Raw genomic sequence first — 16,430 nt, 5'->3', positions numbered from 1 at the left:
CCTCGTTAGGCTCGACGACATGTCCGCCGCCGTGCAGGTCCCCGGGGCCCGGGTCGCCCTGTCGACCGCCTCGGTCTACCCCGACAGCTGCGCCGCGGCCTTCGACCTCGCCGAGCGGCTCGGCTACGACGGCGTCGAGGTGATGGTCCAGACCGACCCGGTCTCGCAGGAGTCCGGGGCGCTGAGCGCCCTGGCCGAGCTGCACGGCATACCGGTGGTGTCGGTGCACGCGCCCACCCTCCTGCTGACCCAACGGGTCTGGGGCCCCGATGCGTGGACCAAGGTGGACAACTCGATCCGCCTCGCCCAGGAGGTCGGCGCCGGCACAGTGGTGCTGCACCCGCCGTTCCGCTGGCAGAAGGACTACGCCGCCGAGTTCATCGATGGCGTCGCGCTGCGCGAGCACGAGAGCGGCATCCGGCTGGCCGTGGAGAACATGTTCCCGTGGCGCGCCCGCGGCCGGGAGCTGCTGGCCTACCTGCCGCACTGGGATCCCGTCGCACAGCCCTACGACCACGTCACCCTCGACCTGTCCCACACCGCCACTTCGGGCTCGGACGCCCTTGCCATGGCCGAGGCGCTCGGGCACCGCCTGGCCCACATCCACCTCGCCGACGGGCGCGGCTCGGCGATGGATGAGCACCTCGTGCCCGGGCGGGGCACCCAGCCGTGTGCCGAGCTGCTCGAAAGACTTGCGGCACAACACTTCTCGGGTTCCATCGTCGTCGAGGTCGGCACCCGCCGGCTGAGCGAGGAGGAGCGCGAGGTGGACCTGGCCGAGGCGCTGGCGTTCGCCCGCCTGCACCTCGCGGCGGCCCGGGTATGAGCCCGCGCGGCCGCCGCCCGGCCGGGGAGGACACCCGCGCCGTCATCCTCTCCGCGGCACGGGAGGAGTTCGCCGCCAAGGGGTATGACGCGAGCTCGATGCGTGCCATCGCCCGCTCGGCCGGCGTGGACCCGGCGCTGGTGCACCACTACTTCGAGGGCAAGCCGGGGCTGTTCGCGGAGACGATGGACCTGCCGGTGCGCCCGGCCCAGGTCGTCGCCGCGCTGCTCGAGGGCCCGCGCGAGCAGATCGGCGAGCGCGTCGTGCGCACCTTCTTCGGCATCTGGGACTCCCCGGAGGGGCGGCAGCGGCTCGTGGCGCTGATCCGCTCGGCGGTCAGCCACGAGGTGGCCGCCCGGATGCTGCGCGAGTTCCTGGCCCGGGAGGTCTTCGGCCGGGTGGCCGCCGAGCTCGGCGTGCCCGACCCGCAGATGCGGGCCGCGCTCGCGGTCTCCCAGATGATCGGCGTGGCGCTGCTGCGCTACGTCATGGAGCTCGAGCCGATGGCCTCGGCGACGCCCGCGCAGCTCCTCGACCAGCTCGCGCCGACGCTCCAGCGCTACCTCGCCGGCTGAGCGCCCCACGCCGCACCGCGGCCGCCGCCAGGCGGCGAAAACCTGACCCAGGACCCTTGTGTCGGCGTCGCCGTCGACCTATATTTCATCACGTGATGAATAACCAGTCCGGACCCGCCGTCGTCGTCGACGCGCTGCGGGTGGTGCGGGGGGAGCGCGAGGTGCTGCCGGGCATCTCGCTGACCGTCCCCCGGGGTCAGGTGGTCGGGCTGCTCGGGCCGAGCGGCGGCGGCAAGACCACCCTCATGCGCTCCATCGTGGGGGTGCAGGTCGTCCAGGGCGGGGTCGTCAGCGTGTTCGGCGAGCCGGCCGGGTCGCCGGGGCTGCGGGCGCGCGTCGGCTACATGACCCAGGACGCCAGCGTCTACTCCGACCTGACCGTGCGCCAGAACCTCAGCTACTTCGCCGCCGTCGCCCGTGTCCCGCGGGACCGCATCGACCAGGTGATCGCCGAGGTCGACCTGGCCGACCACGCCGACCGCCGGGTGGACCGGCTCTCCGGCGGGCAGCGCTCGCGGGTCTCCCTGGCCGCCACCCTGGTCGGTGACCCCGAGCTGCTCGTCCTCGACGAGCCCACCGTCGGGCTCGACCCGGTGCTGCGGCGCGACCTGTGGGAGCTGTTCCACCGGCTCTCCGCCGGCGGGCGCACCCTGCTGGTCTCCAGCCACGTCATGGACGAGGCGACCCGCTGCGACCGGCTGCTGCTCCTGCGCGACGGGCGCATCCTCGCCGACGAGAGCCCCGACGGGCTGCTGGCCCGCACCGGTGCCGCGGACGCCGAGCAGGCGTTCCTGGCCCTCATCGACGCGGAGGTGCGCGCATGAACGCCCGCCTGACCCTTGCCACTGCCGCGCGCGTGCTGCGGCAGGTGCGCTCCGACCACCGCACCCTGGCGCTGCTCATGGTGGTGCCGTGCGTGCTGATCGGCCTGCTCGCCTGGATCTTCCAGAACACCCCCGTCTTCGACCACATCGGTGCGCCGCTGCTCGGGGTCTTCCCGTTCGTCGTGATGTTCCTCGTGACCAGCGTGACCACGCTGCGCGAGCGCTCGACCGGCACGCTGGAGCGGCTGCTGTCCACGCCGCTGGGCAAGGGCGACTTCCTCGCCGGCTACGCCCTCGCCTTCGGCCTGCTGTCGGTCGTCCAGGCCCTGGTGGCCACGGGGTTCGCCGTGTGGGTGTGCGGCCTGGACGTCGCCGGGCCGGCCGGGCTGCTCGTGGTCGTGGCCGTCGCCGACGCCGTGCTCGGCACCGCCACCGGGCTGTTCTTCAGCGCGTTCGCCCGGACCGAGTTCCAGGCGGTGCAGTTCATGCCGGCGGTCGTGCTGCCGCAGTTCCTGCTGTGCGGCCTGCTCGTCGCCCGCGACCAGCTGCCCGCAGCGCTGCAGCCCGTCTCGGACGTGCTGCCGCTGTCCTACGCCGTCGACGCGATGCGCACGCTGACCACGTCGGCGGACGCCGCCGCGGACGTCGCCGGCGACGTCGCGATCATCGTCGCGTTCATCCTCGGCGCCATCACGCTGGGCTCCCTGACCCTGCGCCGGCGGACACCGTGACCGGGGCCACCTCCGGAGGGCACTAGCCTGTGCGCTGGCGGAGCGCCCACCAGGCGCCCGCCGGCAGACGGCGAGGACCCTCGCCGGTGGAGAGCAAGAGAAGGACGACGATCGTGGTGGATGCCAGCGCGGTGCTGCGCCAGGGACTGCTGCAGCTCAGCAAGAGCGACCAGGTCCGCAACATCATCGAGAACGCGCCGGTCAGCCGAGGCGTCGTGCGACGCTTCGTGCCCGGTGACGCGACCGGCGACGCGGTACGCGCGGCCGGGGACCTGGCCGCCACCGGCCGGCTGACGACGATCGACTACCTGGGTGAGGACACGCTGGACCTCGCGCAGGCGCAGGCGACCCGCGACGCCTACCTCACCCTGCTGCGTGCGCTGGCGGACGCCGGCCTGACCCAAGGCGGCAGGTCCGAGGTCAGCGTCAAGCTCAGCGCCGTCGGCCAGTACCTCCCCGGTGAGGGGGAGAAGGTCGCGCTCGAGCACGCCCGCGAGATCTGCGAGGCCGCGGCCGCCGCCGGCACCACGGTCACCCTGGACATGGAGGACCACACCACCACCGACTCGACCCTGGAGGTGCTGCGCGAGCTGCGCCAGGACTTCCCGTGGGTCGGCGCCGTGCTCCAGGCCTACCTGCGCCGCACCGAGGCCGACTGCCGCGACCTGGCGTCGGCGGGCAGCCGGGTCCGGCTGTGCAAGGGCGCCTACAAGGAGCCCGAGTCGGTCGCCTTCCAGGCCAAGGAGGACGTCGACAAGTCCTATGTCCGGTGCCTGAAGGTGCTCATGGCCGGCGAGGGCTACCCGATGGTCGCCAGCCACGACCCGCGCCTGGTCGAGATCGCCGGCGCGCTCGCGGCCAAGCACGACCGCGCCGCGGACTCCTTCGAGTACCAGATGCTCTACGGCATCCGCCCCGAGGAGCAGCGCCGCATCGCCGACCGCGGGGACCAGATGCGCGTCTACATCCCCTACGGCGAGGAGTGGTACGGCTACCTCATGCGCCGGATGGCGGAACGTCCCGCCAACACGATGTTCTTCCTGCGAGGCTTGGCGACCAAGGGCTGACGTCACGGGTCGGCCGCTGACGGCTGACCACCCGGTCCCGGTGTCGAGGGGCGCAGGCACCGGGACGGACGAGGGAGGACCAGATGGGCACGCTCGCGATCTTCGGCGCCGGGGTCATGGGCGAGACCCTGCTCTCCGGCCTGGTCCGGGCCGGCCGCGACGCGACGGACCTCGTCGTCACCGAGCGGCGCGAGGACCGGGCCGCGGAGCTGCGGGCGAAGTACGGCGTGCGCACGATGGGCAACGCCGAGGCCGCCGCGGTCGCCGACACCCTCGTCCTCGTGGTCAAGCCCCAGGACATGGCGGGCCTGCTCGAGGAGATCCGCGACCACCTCACCCCCGGTGCCCTGGTCGTCAGCCTGGCCGCCGGGATCACCACGGCATACCTGCAGGAGCGGCTGCCCGAGGGGACGCCGGTCGTTCGCGTCATGCCCAACACCCCGGCCCTGGTCGACCAGGGGATGGCGGCGATCAGCCCCGGCAGCCACTGCGACGAGGCACACCTCGCCGAGGCCGAGCAGCTGCTGCGCTCCTGCGGCAAGGTCCTGCGCGTGCCCGAGAAGCACCAGGACGCGGTCACCGCGATCAGCGGCTCCGGGCCGGCCTACATCTTCTACGTCGTCGAGGCCATGATCGAGGCCGGCGTGCTGCTCGGGATGCCGCGCAGCACCTCCACCGAGCTGGTCGTGCAGACTCTCTACGGCGCCGCGACGATGCTCAAGGAGACCGGTCAGCACCCGACCGTGCTGCGCGAGCAGGTCTCCAGCCCCGGTGGCACCACCATGGCCGCGCTGCGCCAGCTCGACGACCACAAGGTCCGCGCCGCCTTCCTCACCGCCATGGAGGCGGCCGCCGCGCGCTCGGCCCAGCTGGCCTCCGGCAACGACTGAGCGCGGCGGCACGGCCCGCGAAACTCGATCGCCCGCAAGGCGTCCGGCGTGTGAGGCTCTGGCATGACCACGATCGACGTCCGACCCGTCACCCCCGCCGACTGGCGCGCCTACCGCGACGTCCGCCTGGCGATGCTGCTCGACGCCCCCTGGGCCTTCGGGTCGACCCACGCCGACGCGCTCACGATCGACGACGACGGCTGGCGGGAGCGGGTGTCGACCGCGCGCTACTGGCTGGCCTGGTGCGGCGGGGACCCGGTGGGGTCGATCTGCCTGTCGGACCTGCTCGCCGAGGACCCCGACGAGGCCAACGTCTTCGGGATGTGGGTCGACCCGAGCGTGCGCGGCCGCTCCGTCGGCGCGCGCCTCGTCCAGGCCGCCCTGGAGCAGGCGCGGGAGGACGGCAAGAAACGGGTGGTCCTGCACGTGGTCGACAGCAACCCGCGGGCCCGCCGGCTCTACGAGCGGCTGGGTTTCGCCGCGACGGGGCGCACCGAGCCCTACCCGCACGACCCCGACGTGCTCGAGGTGGAGATGGTCTGCGCCCTGTGATTCCACCGCGTTTCGCATGAACGGCAGGGGAGTTCGCGGTGAACTCCGACCGCCCACCCATCGCGTCCGGGGCGCGTCCATGGGATCGTGTCGTCATGTCGGACATCACCGTGCGCACCCTCAGCGAAGACGACTGGCAGACCTATCGCCGGGTCCGCCTGGCCGCCCTCGAGGAGTCGCCGGAGGCGTTCGTCGCCACCCACGAGCAGGAGTCCGGCTACGACGAGGACTTCTGGCGGCAGCGGATGCGCCGCTCGAGCCGCATCCTCGCCGAGCGCGACGGGACGGTCGTCGGCGTCGTGAGCGTGGGCTCCTCCTCGGAAGAGCGCGAGGACGTCGCTGAGCTGTTCGGCCTGTGGGTCACGCCCCAGGACCGCGGCTCCGGCGTGGCATGGAAGCTCGTCCAGGCCGGCGCCGACCAGGCCCGGGTCGAGGGCAAGGAGCACCTCGTCTACTGGGTGGGCACCGACAACGGCCGGGGCGTGGCCTTCGCCAGCAGCTTCGGCTTCCGCACCACCGACTACCGCCGCCCGATGCGCGTGGTGAGCGAGGAGGAGGGCGACGAGGAGATGGCCATGGTGCTGCCCCTGGTCGCCGACCCCGGTTCGGTCCCCAGCCCCTGGCTGCGGTGAGCCTGCCCGGTATGCCGCGTCGCCGGCATACCGGGCAGCCTCACCTCACGGGCGGGAGGCGAGGCGCTCCAGCAGCTCGGTCGGCCCGCTGACGATCAGCGTGTGGTGGGCGGTCACCTTGGTCTCCGGCACCGCGTGGGTGAAGTCCTCGCCGGGGGCCTTGACCCCGACGACGGTCACGCCGTACTTGCTGCGGATCTGGCTCTGGGCGAGGGTGAAGCCGACCGTCTCGCGCGGCGGGGCCATCTTGACGATGGCGTAGCCGTCGTCGAACTCGATGTAGTCCAGCAGCTTGCCGTTGACGAGGTGGGCCACCCGCCGGCCGGAGTCGGCCTCGGGGCGGATGACGTGGTGGACGCCGATGCGCGTGAGGATCCGGGCGTGCTCGGCGCTGATGGCCTTGGCCCACACCGAGGGGACGCCCGCGTCGACGAGGTTGGCGCAGGCCAGGATCGAGGCCTCGACCGAGCTGCCGATGCCGACCACGGCGATCCGGAAGCTGCCGGCCCGGGTGGACTCGATGGCGGCCGGGTGCGAGGCGTCGCCGACGACGACCTTGCCCACCGTGCCGGTGTACTGCTCGGCCACGGCCGGGTCCTTCTCGACCACGAGGACCTTGTGGCCCAGCCGGTGGAGCTCCACCGCCGCCGCGGCGCCGAAGCGGCCCAGGCCGATCACGAGGACGTCCTCGTCGTAGAGCCTGTTGCGTGCCATGGGTCTTGTCCGCCTCCGTGGTCGGTGATGCGATGCACACCCCCGGGAGGGGCCTGCTGCCGGTAGCGTGCCAGTCATGCCCACACAGGCGCGCGTGATCTGGGACCAGAGTTTCACGGCATACGACTTCGGCGCCTCCCACCCCATGAACCCGCTGCGCCTCGAGCTGACCGCCCGGCTCTGTGACGCCTTCGGCCTGTTCGGCAAGCCCGGGATCGAGGTGGTCAACCCCCCGGTCGCCGACGACGAACTGCTGCTCACCGTGCACGACGCCGCCTACGTCGAGGCGGTGCACCGCGCCTCGGCCGACCCCCGTTCGGCGGACCTGTCCCGCGGGCTCGGGACCGAGGACGACCCGGCGTTCGCCGGGATGCACGAGAGCAGCGCCCGGGTCGTGGCCGGCTCGGTCGAGCTCGCCCGGTCGGTGTGGCGGGCGGAGACCGCGCACGGGGTGAACTTCTGCGGCGGGCTGCACCACGCCATGCCCGGCAACGCCTCCGGCTTCTGCATCTACAACGACGCGGCCGTGGCGATCCAGTGGCTGCTCGACCACGGCGCCGAGCGGGTGGCCTACGTCGACGTCGACGTGCACCACGGCGACGGCGTGGAGCGGGTGTTCTGGAACGACCCGCGCGTGCTGACCATCTCGCTGCACGAGAGCGGCCGGATGCTCTTCCCCGGCACCGGCTTCCCCACCGACATCGGCGGCCCGGCGGCCGAGGGCAGCGCGGTCAACGTGGCGCTGCCCCCGGGCACCGGCGACGCCGCCTGGCTGCGGGCGTTCCACGCGGTGGTGCCTCCGCTGCTGCGCGCCTTTCGCCCGCAGGTGCTGGTCAGCCAGCACGGCTGCGACTCCCACTTCCTGGACCCGCTGGCGCACCTGGCCCTGTCGGTGGACGCGCAGCGGACCTCCTACGAGAGCCTGCACCGCCTGGCGCACTCCGAGTGCGACGGCCGGTGGGTGGCGCTGGGCGGTGGGGGCTACGAGCTCGTCGACGTGGTGCCCCGGGCGTGGACCCACCTGACCGCGATCGCCGCGCACCAGCCGATCCCGCTGGACGCCGAGGTGCCCGAGGACTGGCGCGAGCACGTGCGGATGGAGTACGGCCGGGTCGCGCCGATGCACATGGGTGACGGCGTCGCCGAGGGTGGTGCCATGTGGTGGCGCTCGTGGGAGGTCGGCTACGACCCCGAGGACCCGGTGGACCAGGCCGTGATGGCGACCCGCAAGGCGGTCTTCCCCCTGCACGGCCTCGACGTCTACTTCGACTGATCCCGCGGCTGCGGGCCGCCATCGTCAGCGGCGGCGGGTCGCCTGGCGCACCTGCCCCAGGTCCCCTCGGCGCGTCCGACGGGGAGCGCCGGTGGGGGAGGTTGACAACATATCGGTGCAATACCGGCGTGTCGGGTGGACAAGGGCCGGATATACGCTCCAAGTCGCTTCCCACGAGTCACACCAGCCCCTATCGTGACTGGTGCATTGACGGGAAGGGTCGCCGGCGAGCCGGGCGGCGGCATCGCCCCGTCCCGAGGATCGAGGTCCACGATGGCTACTGAGCGCCAGCTCTCCGAGGTGCGGTTCCTGACCGTCGCCGAGGTCGCCTCGATCATGCGCGTGTCGAAGATGACCGTCTACCGCCTGGTCCACGGCGGTGAGCTGCCCGCGGTCCGCGTGGGTCGTTCTTTCCGGGTGCCGGAGGACGCGGTCCACGAGTACCTGCGGACTTCATACATCGACACCGCGTGAGCGTGAGCACGCGACAGGAGTGGGGCGGGCCGGACCAGATCCGGCCCGCCCCACCTGCGTCCGGGGAGGCAGCACGGGGGCTGGCGGGGGGCAGCACGGGCTGCCCGGTCCTGACGGCCTGGCCCGGACCGTGCGGGGGCTGGCGGGGGTGGGGAGGCAGCACGGGGGCTGCCCGGCCGGACCCCGGACAGCCCCCGTGGTCGGGGGGAGCGCTCACGCGCCTGAGGTCAGCGGCTGTCGACCGCGGTGACGGCGACCTTGACGTTCGCGCCGGTGTAGAGCTGGCTCAGGACGTAGACCGTGCCTGGCGGGATGGTCGCCGACTCGTCGGCCGATGCCGTGGCCGACGAGCCGGTCAGCTGGCACGCGCTGTCCAGGAAGTAGAGATCCAGGTCCCACCCGGCCGGGTTGTCGCTGGTCCCCTTCACCGTGACCGAGTGCAGCCCGTCACCGAAGCCCGACGGCAGCTTGCTCACCCAGCCGTCTGCACCTTGGGAGGCCGGCGGGAAGGTGCACGCGGTGTTCATCTCGGTCCCGGTGACGCCGAAGACGTTCTGCAGGCCGGTCGGGTCCCCGGCGGCCGGGTTGTTGGCCACGATCGTGCCCGAGTCGGTGAACGGCGGGTCGGTCGCGACCGACCCGTTGGCCACGGTGGCGCCGGAGCCGAACACCTCGACGTCGGCGACCTGGGCATACGTCGTGGTGTCGCCCTGGACCGAGTCGATGAAGAACCGCACATAGCCGGCCTTGACCGGCTTGGCCAGGGTGAACGTGGTGAAGTTCAGGTCCGGCGCGGTCGGCCGCGGGGTCTGGTAGCCGAACGAGCCGGTCCGTGCCGTCGTCCAGGTGACGCCGTCGGTGGAGGTCTGCACCGTGAAGTCCTTCAGCGCCGCGAAGCGTGAGGCGTTGGTGGCCTTGTAGGCGCTGATCCGCACCGAGGAGACCGTCGCCGGCGCCGCCAGCTTGACGGTCGCCCGCTGGTCGGGGCCCGCGTTGTATGCCGTGCCGGAGTCAGCGGTCGACCACACCGAGGCGGCGGTGTCGTCGAAGGCGAACCTCGCGGGGCTGCCCGGGTCCTCGCTGGAGGCCGAGAGCACCTGAGCCCCCGCGGACGTCGAGGCGAGGTTGGGGGCCAACGAGATCGTCCGGCTGGCCTTCTGCCCCGCGGTGACGGTGAAGCCCTCGATCGTCTGCACGCCGAAGCCGGGAGCCTGGATCGTCAGCGGGTAGGTCCCCGAGACGGCCTTGACGGTGAACCCGCCGGTGGACCCGGTCCGGCCGAGCGGGGTGACCCGTGCCTCGAACCGGCCGAGGATGACCTTGGCCCCGGGGATCTTCTGCCCGGTGGTGGCGTTGACCAGGGTCAATGCCACCGTGCCGTTGCGCGAAGCCGCCGGGTGGTCGAAGGCCGGCGTCGGGTCGACGTCGTCGCCGGTGTCGGAGGCAGCCGACGCACCCGCCCCGCGCTTGGCGAACACCGACCAGATCAGATCGGTGTCGTCGCCGTGGTACCGGTCGAGGTCGGCGGCGAGGATGCCGTCGCGGGCGTCGAGGAACGAGGGGTCCGGCGCGGTCAGCGGCATGCCGTCGGTGACGATGCGCGCCGCGACCTCCCCGCCCTTGGCGGCGCCGTACCTCGCGACGAGCGCCTTGCGCAGGTCCCACAGCGTGGCGGTCCAGATCTCGCCGTCGGCGTGGACCTCCGGGCCGGGCAGGTCGTAGCCGATGTCGCCGAACGTGGTCGGGTTGTGGTCGTAGTCCCAGTTGCGGATGCCCCGCGTCGTGTTGCCGGTGACGTACTGCCCGACGACCGGCTTGCTCATCAGCCCGGCGCCGAAGCCGTGGTTGAGGGCGTACCAGTCCGACCAGCCCTCGCCCATCGAGCCTGACTGCTGCGAGCCGAGTGCCGACCCGCCGGCGACGTAGCGGTTGGACAGGCCGTGGGTGTACTCGTGCTGGATGACGGACATGTCGAAGCTGCCGTCGGCGTAGGGCCCCTCGAACGCGTCGTTGATCGGCTCCCACAGGAACATCCCGCTCCAGGGCGGGATGCCGTCGTCGAGGGTGAGCATGTAGGCGTTGTCGCGGCCGGTGTAGGTCGGCGACCCTCCGCTGGCCGCGCCGGCCTGGGCCAGGCCGAGGACCGGGTCACCGCCCATGCCGCCGTTGCCGCCGTTGTCGACCTGGAAGTTGCCGGCCGACTCGGTGAAGCCGTAGCCGTAGTACTCGTCGTGGATCCGGTTGTGCTGGAAGAACAGGTTGGTCGCCGCCGGGTCGAGGTCCTGCGCGTAGGAAGGCGGCACCGTCGCGCCGCTCGTGGCCTTCCACTGGTTGGTGTAGGCGTAGCTGAAGTTGCCGGTCGGCGAGACCGGGCGCGGGCCCTGGTCGGCCGGCACCTCGAAGTTGCTCCAGTTGGCGTAGCTGTCGGCGTTGTTGCCCAGCGTCGTGACGCCGGTTCCGAGCAGCCCGGTCGGGTCGACCCAGCCCTTGGGCGACGCGGCTGTCGGGCCGAAGGACTGCTGCCGTGGCTGGCCGCCGGCGGGCGCCCCCGGGTAGTTGTCGTAGACCGTGCCCTGCGGGTCGGACTCGTGGTCGACGACGGAGGCCCGGTAGAGCGTCTCGCCGGTGGCGGCGTCGAGGATGACCTCCCAAGCCTGGTCGAGGTCCTTCACGAAATAGACCTTGTATGCCGCGACGGCACCCGAGCGGGTGCCGAAGGTGACCTTCTTGACGTAGGAGGGACCGGCGAACGGGCCACGGGCGAAGCGGGTGTAGCCGGCCTGAGTGCCATCCAGCGACGGCACGAACGCGACCCCCTTGGCCAGCGCGCCGCTGGCCTTGAGCAGAGCCTCGGTGGGGGACAGCGACCACGACCCGGTCAGACCTGTCCCGGGCGTCGGGTCACCGGCGTAGGAGAGGACCCTGCCGTCGCTGGTGACCGCGACGTTGAGGCGGCTGCCGCGCGCGGCCGGCACCCCGTCATACACCTGGACGAAGTCCACGACGTGCGTGCCGGTGACCGGCAGCTCGTGGTCGCGGACGACGGCGAGCGAGGCGACCTGCGCCGCGGTCAGGCCGAAGGCCGACGGGTGCGCGGCGAGGAACGCCCGGGCGACGTCGACGGGGCTGCCGCTGCGCGGCGCCGTGAGGTAGCCGTCGGCCTTGCGCAGGGACCGCAGCGTCCCGAACCGCTTGTCCCAGGTCGCCCGGGTGCCGGCCCCGGCGTCGGCCAGCAGGGCACGCACGGCGTCGGTCGCGGACGGGGTCGGGCGGACGGCGCCGGTCACGACCCGGGTGTCGAGCACCGCGTCGAGGGCCGGTGCGACGTCGCCGAGAGCCGGCAGCACCGGGGAGGTCGCGGCGGGCGCGACGGCGTGGGCCATGGGTGCTGCGACGAGGGTGCCCCCGAGCAGGCACACCCCCAACGCGGTGGCACGGGGGGCGCGCAGGCGCCCGCGGAAGCCGGGAACTCGAGTCACGAGCCGCTCCAGGGGTGAGGGGGGTGATCACCCCCGTTGGCAGCAGAACGAGGTGCGGGAGCCCGGGGTTACGCGCCGATTTCTGCCCATCGGTGTTGGGGCGGTAGGCTGACCCGGACTGTTCGGCGAGGTGCGGAGTACGTGCCCGGCGTCGGCACACGCACCAACCACCAATTTCGGCTGGTCCTGCGCGGGTGAGCCGCGTGCGACCGGCAGGACAAGGCAAGGACAGACATGGGCTCAGTCATCAAGAAGCGCCGCAAGCGGATGGCGAAGAAGAAGCACCGCAAGCTCCTGCGCAAGACGCGTCACCAGCGTCGCAACAAGAAGTAAGCCGGGAAGTACCTCCGGCCACAGGACCCCCGCCCCTCACCGGGACGGGGGTCCTGTGCTGTCCGGGGGCCTGCCCGTGCCCGTCGCAGGGGCGTGAGGAGGGGGCGTCGAGGTGGACCAGGGACAGCCTTCCGGTGACGGACACATGTGAGACTCCTGACGTCCTGTCCCCATCCGCGCGGGCGTCGGTAGGATCGGTGCAGCGAGGCGTCGGTGGGGCGCGAGTCGATACCAGGGCAGGTGAGCGGTGGCGAACGTCGTGCTCGTCACGGGGGTCTCGCGCTACCTCGGCGGGCGATTCGCCCGGCTGCTCACCGCGCAGCCGGACATCCAGCGTGTCATCGGGGTCGACGTCATCCCCCCGCCGCACGACATCGGCACCGCCGAGTTCGTCAGGGCCGACATCCGCAACCCGATGATCGGCAAGATCATCGCCCAGGCCGAGGTCGACACCGTCGTCCACATGAACGTCATCGCCACGCCGGTCTCGGCCGGTGGGCGGGTCTCCCAGAAGGAGATCAACGTCATCGGGACGATGCAGCTGCTCGCCGCGTGCCAGAAGGCGCCCAGCATCAAGCGGCTCGTCGTGAAGTCCTCGGCAGCGGTCTACGGCTCCTCGCCGCGCGACCCCGCGATGTTCACCGAGGACATGGGGCCTAAGTCCCTGCCCCGGGCCGGCTTCGGCAAGGACTCGGTCGAGGTCGAGGGCTACGTGCGGGGGTTCTCGCGCCGGCGCCCCGACGTCGAGATCTCGATGCTGCGCTTCGCCAACATCATCGGCCCCGGCATCAACACCAGCTTGACCGACTACTTCACCCTGCCCCTGGTCCCGGTGCCGCTGGGCTTCGACGCCCGCCTGCAGTTCGTCCACGAGGACGACGCCCTGCAGGCGCTGCTGCTGGCCACCACCGGCCCCTCCGTCGGCATCGTCAACGTCGCCGGGGACGGGGTCGTCACGGTGCAGCAGGCTGCGCGCCTGGTGGGCCGCCCCAGCGTGCCGGTGCCGATCTCGGCCGGCGGCTTCCTGGGTCAGTTCGTCCGCCGCGCGGGGCTGGCCGACTTCTCCCCGGACCAGATGCAGTTCCTGGCCTTCGGCCGGGGCATGGACACCACGCGGATGCGCGAGGTCCTCCACCTGGAGCCGCGCTTCACCACCCGCACCGCGTTCGAGGACTTCGCCCGGCACGTCGGTCCGGCCATCCCCGGGGCCGACATGGCGGCCGCGGCCGTCGAGCAGCTCGCCGGCTCCGCTGCCGGGCTGATGACGCACGCCCTGGGCACCGGGAGGAAGAGCTGATGGCCGACCCCAACGTCGTGCCGCTGCGCGCCGCGTCCCAGGACAAGCGTCCGGGGACGGGCAAGGGCAAGGGCAAGGCCAAGACCGCCGGCGACGGCGCGGGCAAGACCGCCCGGCCGCGCCCCTCCGGCGTGGACGCCCTCGCCGCCGGTGCGGCGCGGGCCAGCGGGGAGCGGGCCAAGCGGCGCAGCACGCCGCTGCTGCCCGACTCCGGTGACGCGGCCGAGGCCCAGGCACAGGCGTCGACACCGGCCGGCACCCACCGGCCCAAGCCGGTCGCCAAGCCCCGCCCGGTCCGCGCGGCTACACCGGCCCGGACCGAGACCCGGCGCAAGCCCGCGCCGCGCCGTCCCAAGGTCGTGGCGGCCGTCGAGGCACCGGCTCCGGAAGAGACCGAGGCCGCGGCTGCCCCGGTGCAGGCCGCTCCTGACCGCGTGCACGTCTCCGGCATCGAGGAGCTCGTCGCTGCCGCGGTGGGGCTGCTGCGCACCGCCGCCGAGGCGGCAGGGCTCTCGGGGGAGGAGGTCGAGCACCGCGTCGCCGGCACCCTGGCCTTCCTGCGTCGCCGCCTCACCGGCGACTACACCGTGGACGACTTCGGCTTCGACGCCGACTTCACCGAGCACGTCTACCTGCCGCTGCTGCGCCCGCTCTACCGCTCGTGGTTCCGGGTCGAGGTCCGGGGCATCGAGAACATCCCCTCCGAGGGCGGTGCCCTCGTGGTCGCCAACCACTCGGGGACCATCGCGCTGGACTCGCTGATGACCCAGGTGGCCGTGCACGACGAGCACCCGGCCCGCCGGCACCTGCGCATGCTCGGCGCCGACCTGGTCTTCCAGACGCCGGTCGTGGGTGACGTGGCCCGCAAGAGCGGCTCGACGCTGGCGGCCAACGCCGACGCCGAGCGCCTGCTGTCCTCCGGTGAGCTCGCCGGCGTCTGGCCGGAGGGGTTCAAGGGGATCGGCAAGCCGTTCAGCGAGCGCTACAAGCTCCAGCGGTTCGGCCGTGGCGGGTTCGTCTCGGCGGCCCTGCGCACCGGGGTCCCGATCATCCCCTGCTCCATCGTGGGCGCCGAGGAGATCTACCCCATCATCGGCAACATGAAGACCGTGGCGCGCCTGCTGGGTTCGCCCTACGCCCCGGTCACGCCGACCTGGCCGCTGCTCGGGCCGCTCGGTCTGGTCCCGTTGCCCAGCAAGTGGATCATCGAGTTCGGCACCCCGGTGGAGACGGCATCGCTCGGGCCGCAGGCCGCCGACGACCCGATGCTGGTCTTCGACCTCACCGACCAGGTGCGCGAGACGATCCAGCAGACGTTGTACTCGCTGCTGATGCGTCGCCGCTCGGTCTTCTTCTAGACCCCTGCCAGCCCGGTCGTCGGTCGGGGAGGGTCAGTCGTCCGGCGCGCACGCACCCTTGCGACGTGCGCCGGGGCGGCCGTGCTGAACCGCGCGGCGTGCAGCCCCCCGGTTGGACGGGGAGGTGCTCAGGGCAGCTTGGGCACGGACGTCACCGACGGGAGCACGTCGGTCAGGCCACCGGGGTTGGGGATGACAACCGGGGTGGTGCCCGACGTGCTGACCGCGGCGCCGCCGGTCCCCGCGCTGACGCCGGCGCCGGGAAGCTGCACCTTGAGGCCGCTGCCACTCACGCTGGCGCCACCGACACCGGGGACGCTGGCACTGATGCCGGCCGAGCTGGTGCCGCCCCCACCAACCGAGACGCCCGGGAGCGGGACCGACACCGAGCCGCCGGGGAGCGAGGCCCCCAGGCTGCCGCCGCCGATCTGGAGGCTGCCGCCGGGCAGCGGGGCACCGGGGATCGACGTCGCGCCACTGGGCAGGCTGAGGTGCGGGGACGCCGTCGTGGGCAGCCCCTTCGGCACCGGGACCGAGGGAAGGGAGGGAAGCGAGGAGGGTCCGGGCCCGGTCGCCGGTGCCGACGCGGAGGCGCACGGGGCGCCGCAGGCGGCAAGCTTGCGCGCGGCCGCCTCGTCGCCGAGCTGGAGCAGCGCCAGAAGGCGGTCGACGGACGGGACGCTGGCGGCGGGCACCCGGTCACGCAGGGCCTGCAGCTGCGGGATGGCCCGGGCGGCGAAGTCCTGGGTCGCGATGAGCGACTGCTGGTCGTGGTCCCGGTCGTAGACCGCGAAGAGGATGCGCTGGCCGTCCAGGGTCGCGTCGTAGGCGTTGCCGAGCGCCTCGTTGACCAGGGCGGGGTCGGGGTTGCCGGCGTCGACGAGGTCGACCGCCTCGGAGATGTGCTGCTGGGCCTGGGCGAGCAGCGTCATGCCCTTGTCGTGGTCGGAGCCGGCGAGCTGGACGGCGGCCGAGTCGAGCAGCTGCTTGACCGGGTAGAGCGCCGTGCCCGGCAGGGCGCTGCGCGAGGCCACCCCGACAACCGTCGAGGCGATGAGCACGGTGGCGGCGGCACCGGCGAGCGCCCGGGGCAGGCCGCGGCCGACCACGAGGACCAGGGGCTTGCCGGCCGGCGCAGGGCGGGCGGCCGCCCTCGGGGGCCTGGACGGCAGCGTGAGGGCCTCGGCGCGCAGCCTGGCGCCCAGGGCGTCGACGAACTCGGGACGCGGGGTGCAGGAGGGGCCGGCCAGGGCCGGGATGCGGGACGCGGCCGCGACCAGGTCGGCGATCTCGTCGTCGACGGGGGCCGCGCCCTCGAGCGCGTCCTGGAAGAGGTCGGCGCGACGGCGGCTCAACAGGCGCATGACGACGCTCCCTCCCCGATCACCCGCGACGCGCGCCGGGT

The 16,430-nt window shown here is 72.8% G+C and carries 16 protein-coding genes; 13 read left to right on the top strand and 3 right to left on the bottom strand.

Features of this window, described 5'->3' with window-relative positions; genetic code table 11:
* The first annotated feature begins 19 nt into the window (after nt 1–19).
* The 8 genes from AC3ANM_RS08650 (at nt 20) to AC3ANM_RS08615 (ending at nt 6,097) form a co-directional block, all read left to right on the top strand.
* On the top strand, nt 20–826 hold the full coding sequence (locus AC3ANM_RS08650) for a sugar phosphate isomerase/epimerase family protein (RefSeq protein WP_488287718.1): 807 nt from the start codon (nt 20–22) through the stop codon (nt 824–826).
* Nucleotides 823–1,401 (top strand): TetR/AcrR family transcriptional regulator, encoded by a 579-nt coding sequence (locus AC3ANM_RS08645; RefSeq protein WP_488287717.1) that lies wholly within the window; start codon nt 823–825, stop codon nt 1,399–1,401. Before AC3ANM_RS08650 ends, AC3ANM_RS08645 begins: the two co-directional genes overlap by 4 nt.
* A gap of 95 nt (nt 1,402–1,496) precedes the next feature.
* Entirely contained in the window at nt 1,497–2,225 is a 729-nt protein-coding gene (locus AC3ANM_RS08640) for an ABC transporter ATP-binding protein (protein WP_488287716.1), read from the top strand.
* Nucleotides 2,222–2,956: an ABC transporter permease gene (locus AC3ANM_RS08635; protein ID WP_488287715.1), complete on the top strand. Its 735-nt coding sequence runs from the start codon at nt 2,222–2,224 to the stop codon at nt 2,954–2,956. The genes AC3ANM_RS08640 and AC3ANM_RS08635 overlap by 4 nt, the downstream gene beginning before the upstream one ends.
* Nucleotides 2,957–3,072: 116 nt before the next feature.
* On the top strand, nt 3,073–4,023 hold the full coding sequence (locus AC3ANM_RS08630; protein ID WP_488287930.1) for a proline dehydrogenase family protein: 951 nt from the start codon (nt 3,073–3,075) through the stop codon (nt 4,021–4,023).
* An 83-nt stretch (nt 4,024–4,106) separates the two neighbouring features.
* On the top strand, nt 4,107–4,913 hold the full coding sequence (gene proC, locus AC3ANM_RS08625) for a pyrroline-5-carboxylate reductase (RefSeq protein WP_488287714.1): 807 nt from the start codon (nt 4,107–4,109) through the stop codon (nt 4,911–4,913).
* Between the two features lie 63 nt (nt 4,914–4,976).
* Complete coding sequence (locus AC3ANM_RS08620) at nt 4,977–5,465, top strand: GNAT family N-acetyltransferase (protein ID WP_488287713.1); 489 nt, start codon at nt 4,977–4,979, stop codon at nt 5,463–5,465.
* Between the two features lie 95 nt (nt 5,466–5,560).
* Entirely contained in the window at nt 5,561–6,097 is a 537-nt protein-coding gene (locus tag AC3ANM_RS08615) for a GNAT family N-acetyltransferase (protein WP_488287712.1), read from the top strand.
* Between the two features lie 45 nt (nt 6,098–6,142).
* Here AC3ANM_RS08615 and AC3ANM_RS08610 read toward each other — a convergent pair whose 3' ends face one another.
* A complete protein-coding gene (locus AC3ANM_RS08610; RefSeq protein ID WP_488287711.1) occupies nt 6,143–6,811 on the bottom strand; it encodes a potassium channel family protein in 669 nt (222 codons plus the stop codon).
* 76 nt (nt 6,812–6,887) lie between these two features.
* Here AC3ANM_RS08610 and AC3ANM_RS08605 point away from each other — a divergent pair, with 76 nt between their 5' ends.
* Entirely contained in the window at nt 6,888–8,084 is a 1,197-nt protein-coding gene (locus tag AC3ANM_RS08605) for an acetoin utilization protein AcuC (RefSeq protein ID WP_488287710.1), read from the top strand.
* Between the two features lie 273 nt (nt 8,085–8,357).
* The gene (locus AC3ANM_RS08600) at nt 8,358–8,558 is read left to right on the top strand and encodes a helix-turn-helix domain-containing protein (protein WP_141789486.1); all 201 of its coding nucleotides are present in this window, start codon (nt 8,358–8,360) and stop codon (nt 8,556–8,558) included.
* 227 nt (nt 8,559–8,785) lie between these two features.
* Here AC3ANM_RS08600 and AC3ANM_RS08595 read toward each other — a convergent pair whose 3' ends face one another.
* Nucleotides 8,786–12,037, bottom strand: a complete 3,252-nt coding sequence (locus AC3ANM_RS08595) for a M36 family metallopeptidase (RefSeq protein WP_488287709.1) — start codon at nt 12,035–12,037, stop codon at nt 8,786–8,788.
* A 234-nt stretch (nt 12,038–12,271) separates the two neighbouring features.
* Here AC3ANM_RS08595 and AC3ANM_RS08590 point away from each other — a divergent pair, with 234 nt between their 5' ends.
* The 3 genes from AC3ANM_RS08590 to AC3ANM_RS08580 all read left to right on the top strand — a co-directional run bounded on the left by AC3ANM_RS08590 (nt 12,272) and on the right by AC3ANM_RS08580 (nt 15,025).
* Nucleotides 12,272–12,370: a 30S ribosomal protein bS22 gene (locus AC3ANM_RS08590; protein ID WP_003792170.1), complete on the top strand. Its 99-nt coding sequence runs from the start codon at nt 12,272–12,274 to the stop codon at nt 12,368–12,370.
* A 247-nt stretch (nt 12,371–12,617) separates the two neighbouring features.
* Entirely contained in the window at nt 12,618–13,667 is a 1,050-nt protein-coding gene (locus AC3ANM_RS08585; protein WP_488287708.1) for an NAD-dependent epimerase/dehydratase family protein, read from the top strand.
* Nucleotides 13,667–15,025, top strand: a complete 1,359-nt coding sequence (locus tag AC3ANM_RS08580; protein ID WP_488287707.1) for a lysophospholipid acyltransferase family protein — start codon at nt 13,667–13,669, stop codon at nt 15,023–15,025. Before AC3ANM_RS08585 ends, AC3ANM_RS08580 begins: the two co-directional genes overlap by 1 nt.
* Before the next feature lie 128 nt (nt 15,026–15,153).
* Here the strand turns inward: AC3ANM_RS08580 and AC3ANM_RS08575 are convergent, their stop codons facing one another.
* The gene (locus AC3ANM_RS08575; RefSeq protein ID WP_488287706.1) at nt 15,154–16,389 is read right to left on the bottom strand and encodes a DUF5667 domain-containing protein; all 1,236 of its coding nucleotides are present in this window, start codon (nt 16,387–16,389) and stop codon (nt 15,154–15,156) included.
* Nucleotides 16,390–16,430 lie beyond the last annotated feature (41 nt).

The sequence above is a fragment of the Oryzihumus sp. JJN4-3R genome (assembly GCF_057747915.1).
Note: the sequence above shows the minus strand (reverse complement) of the source record. Positions and strands in the feature narration are given on the sequence as shown.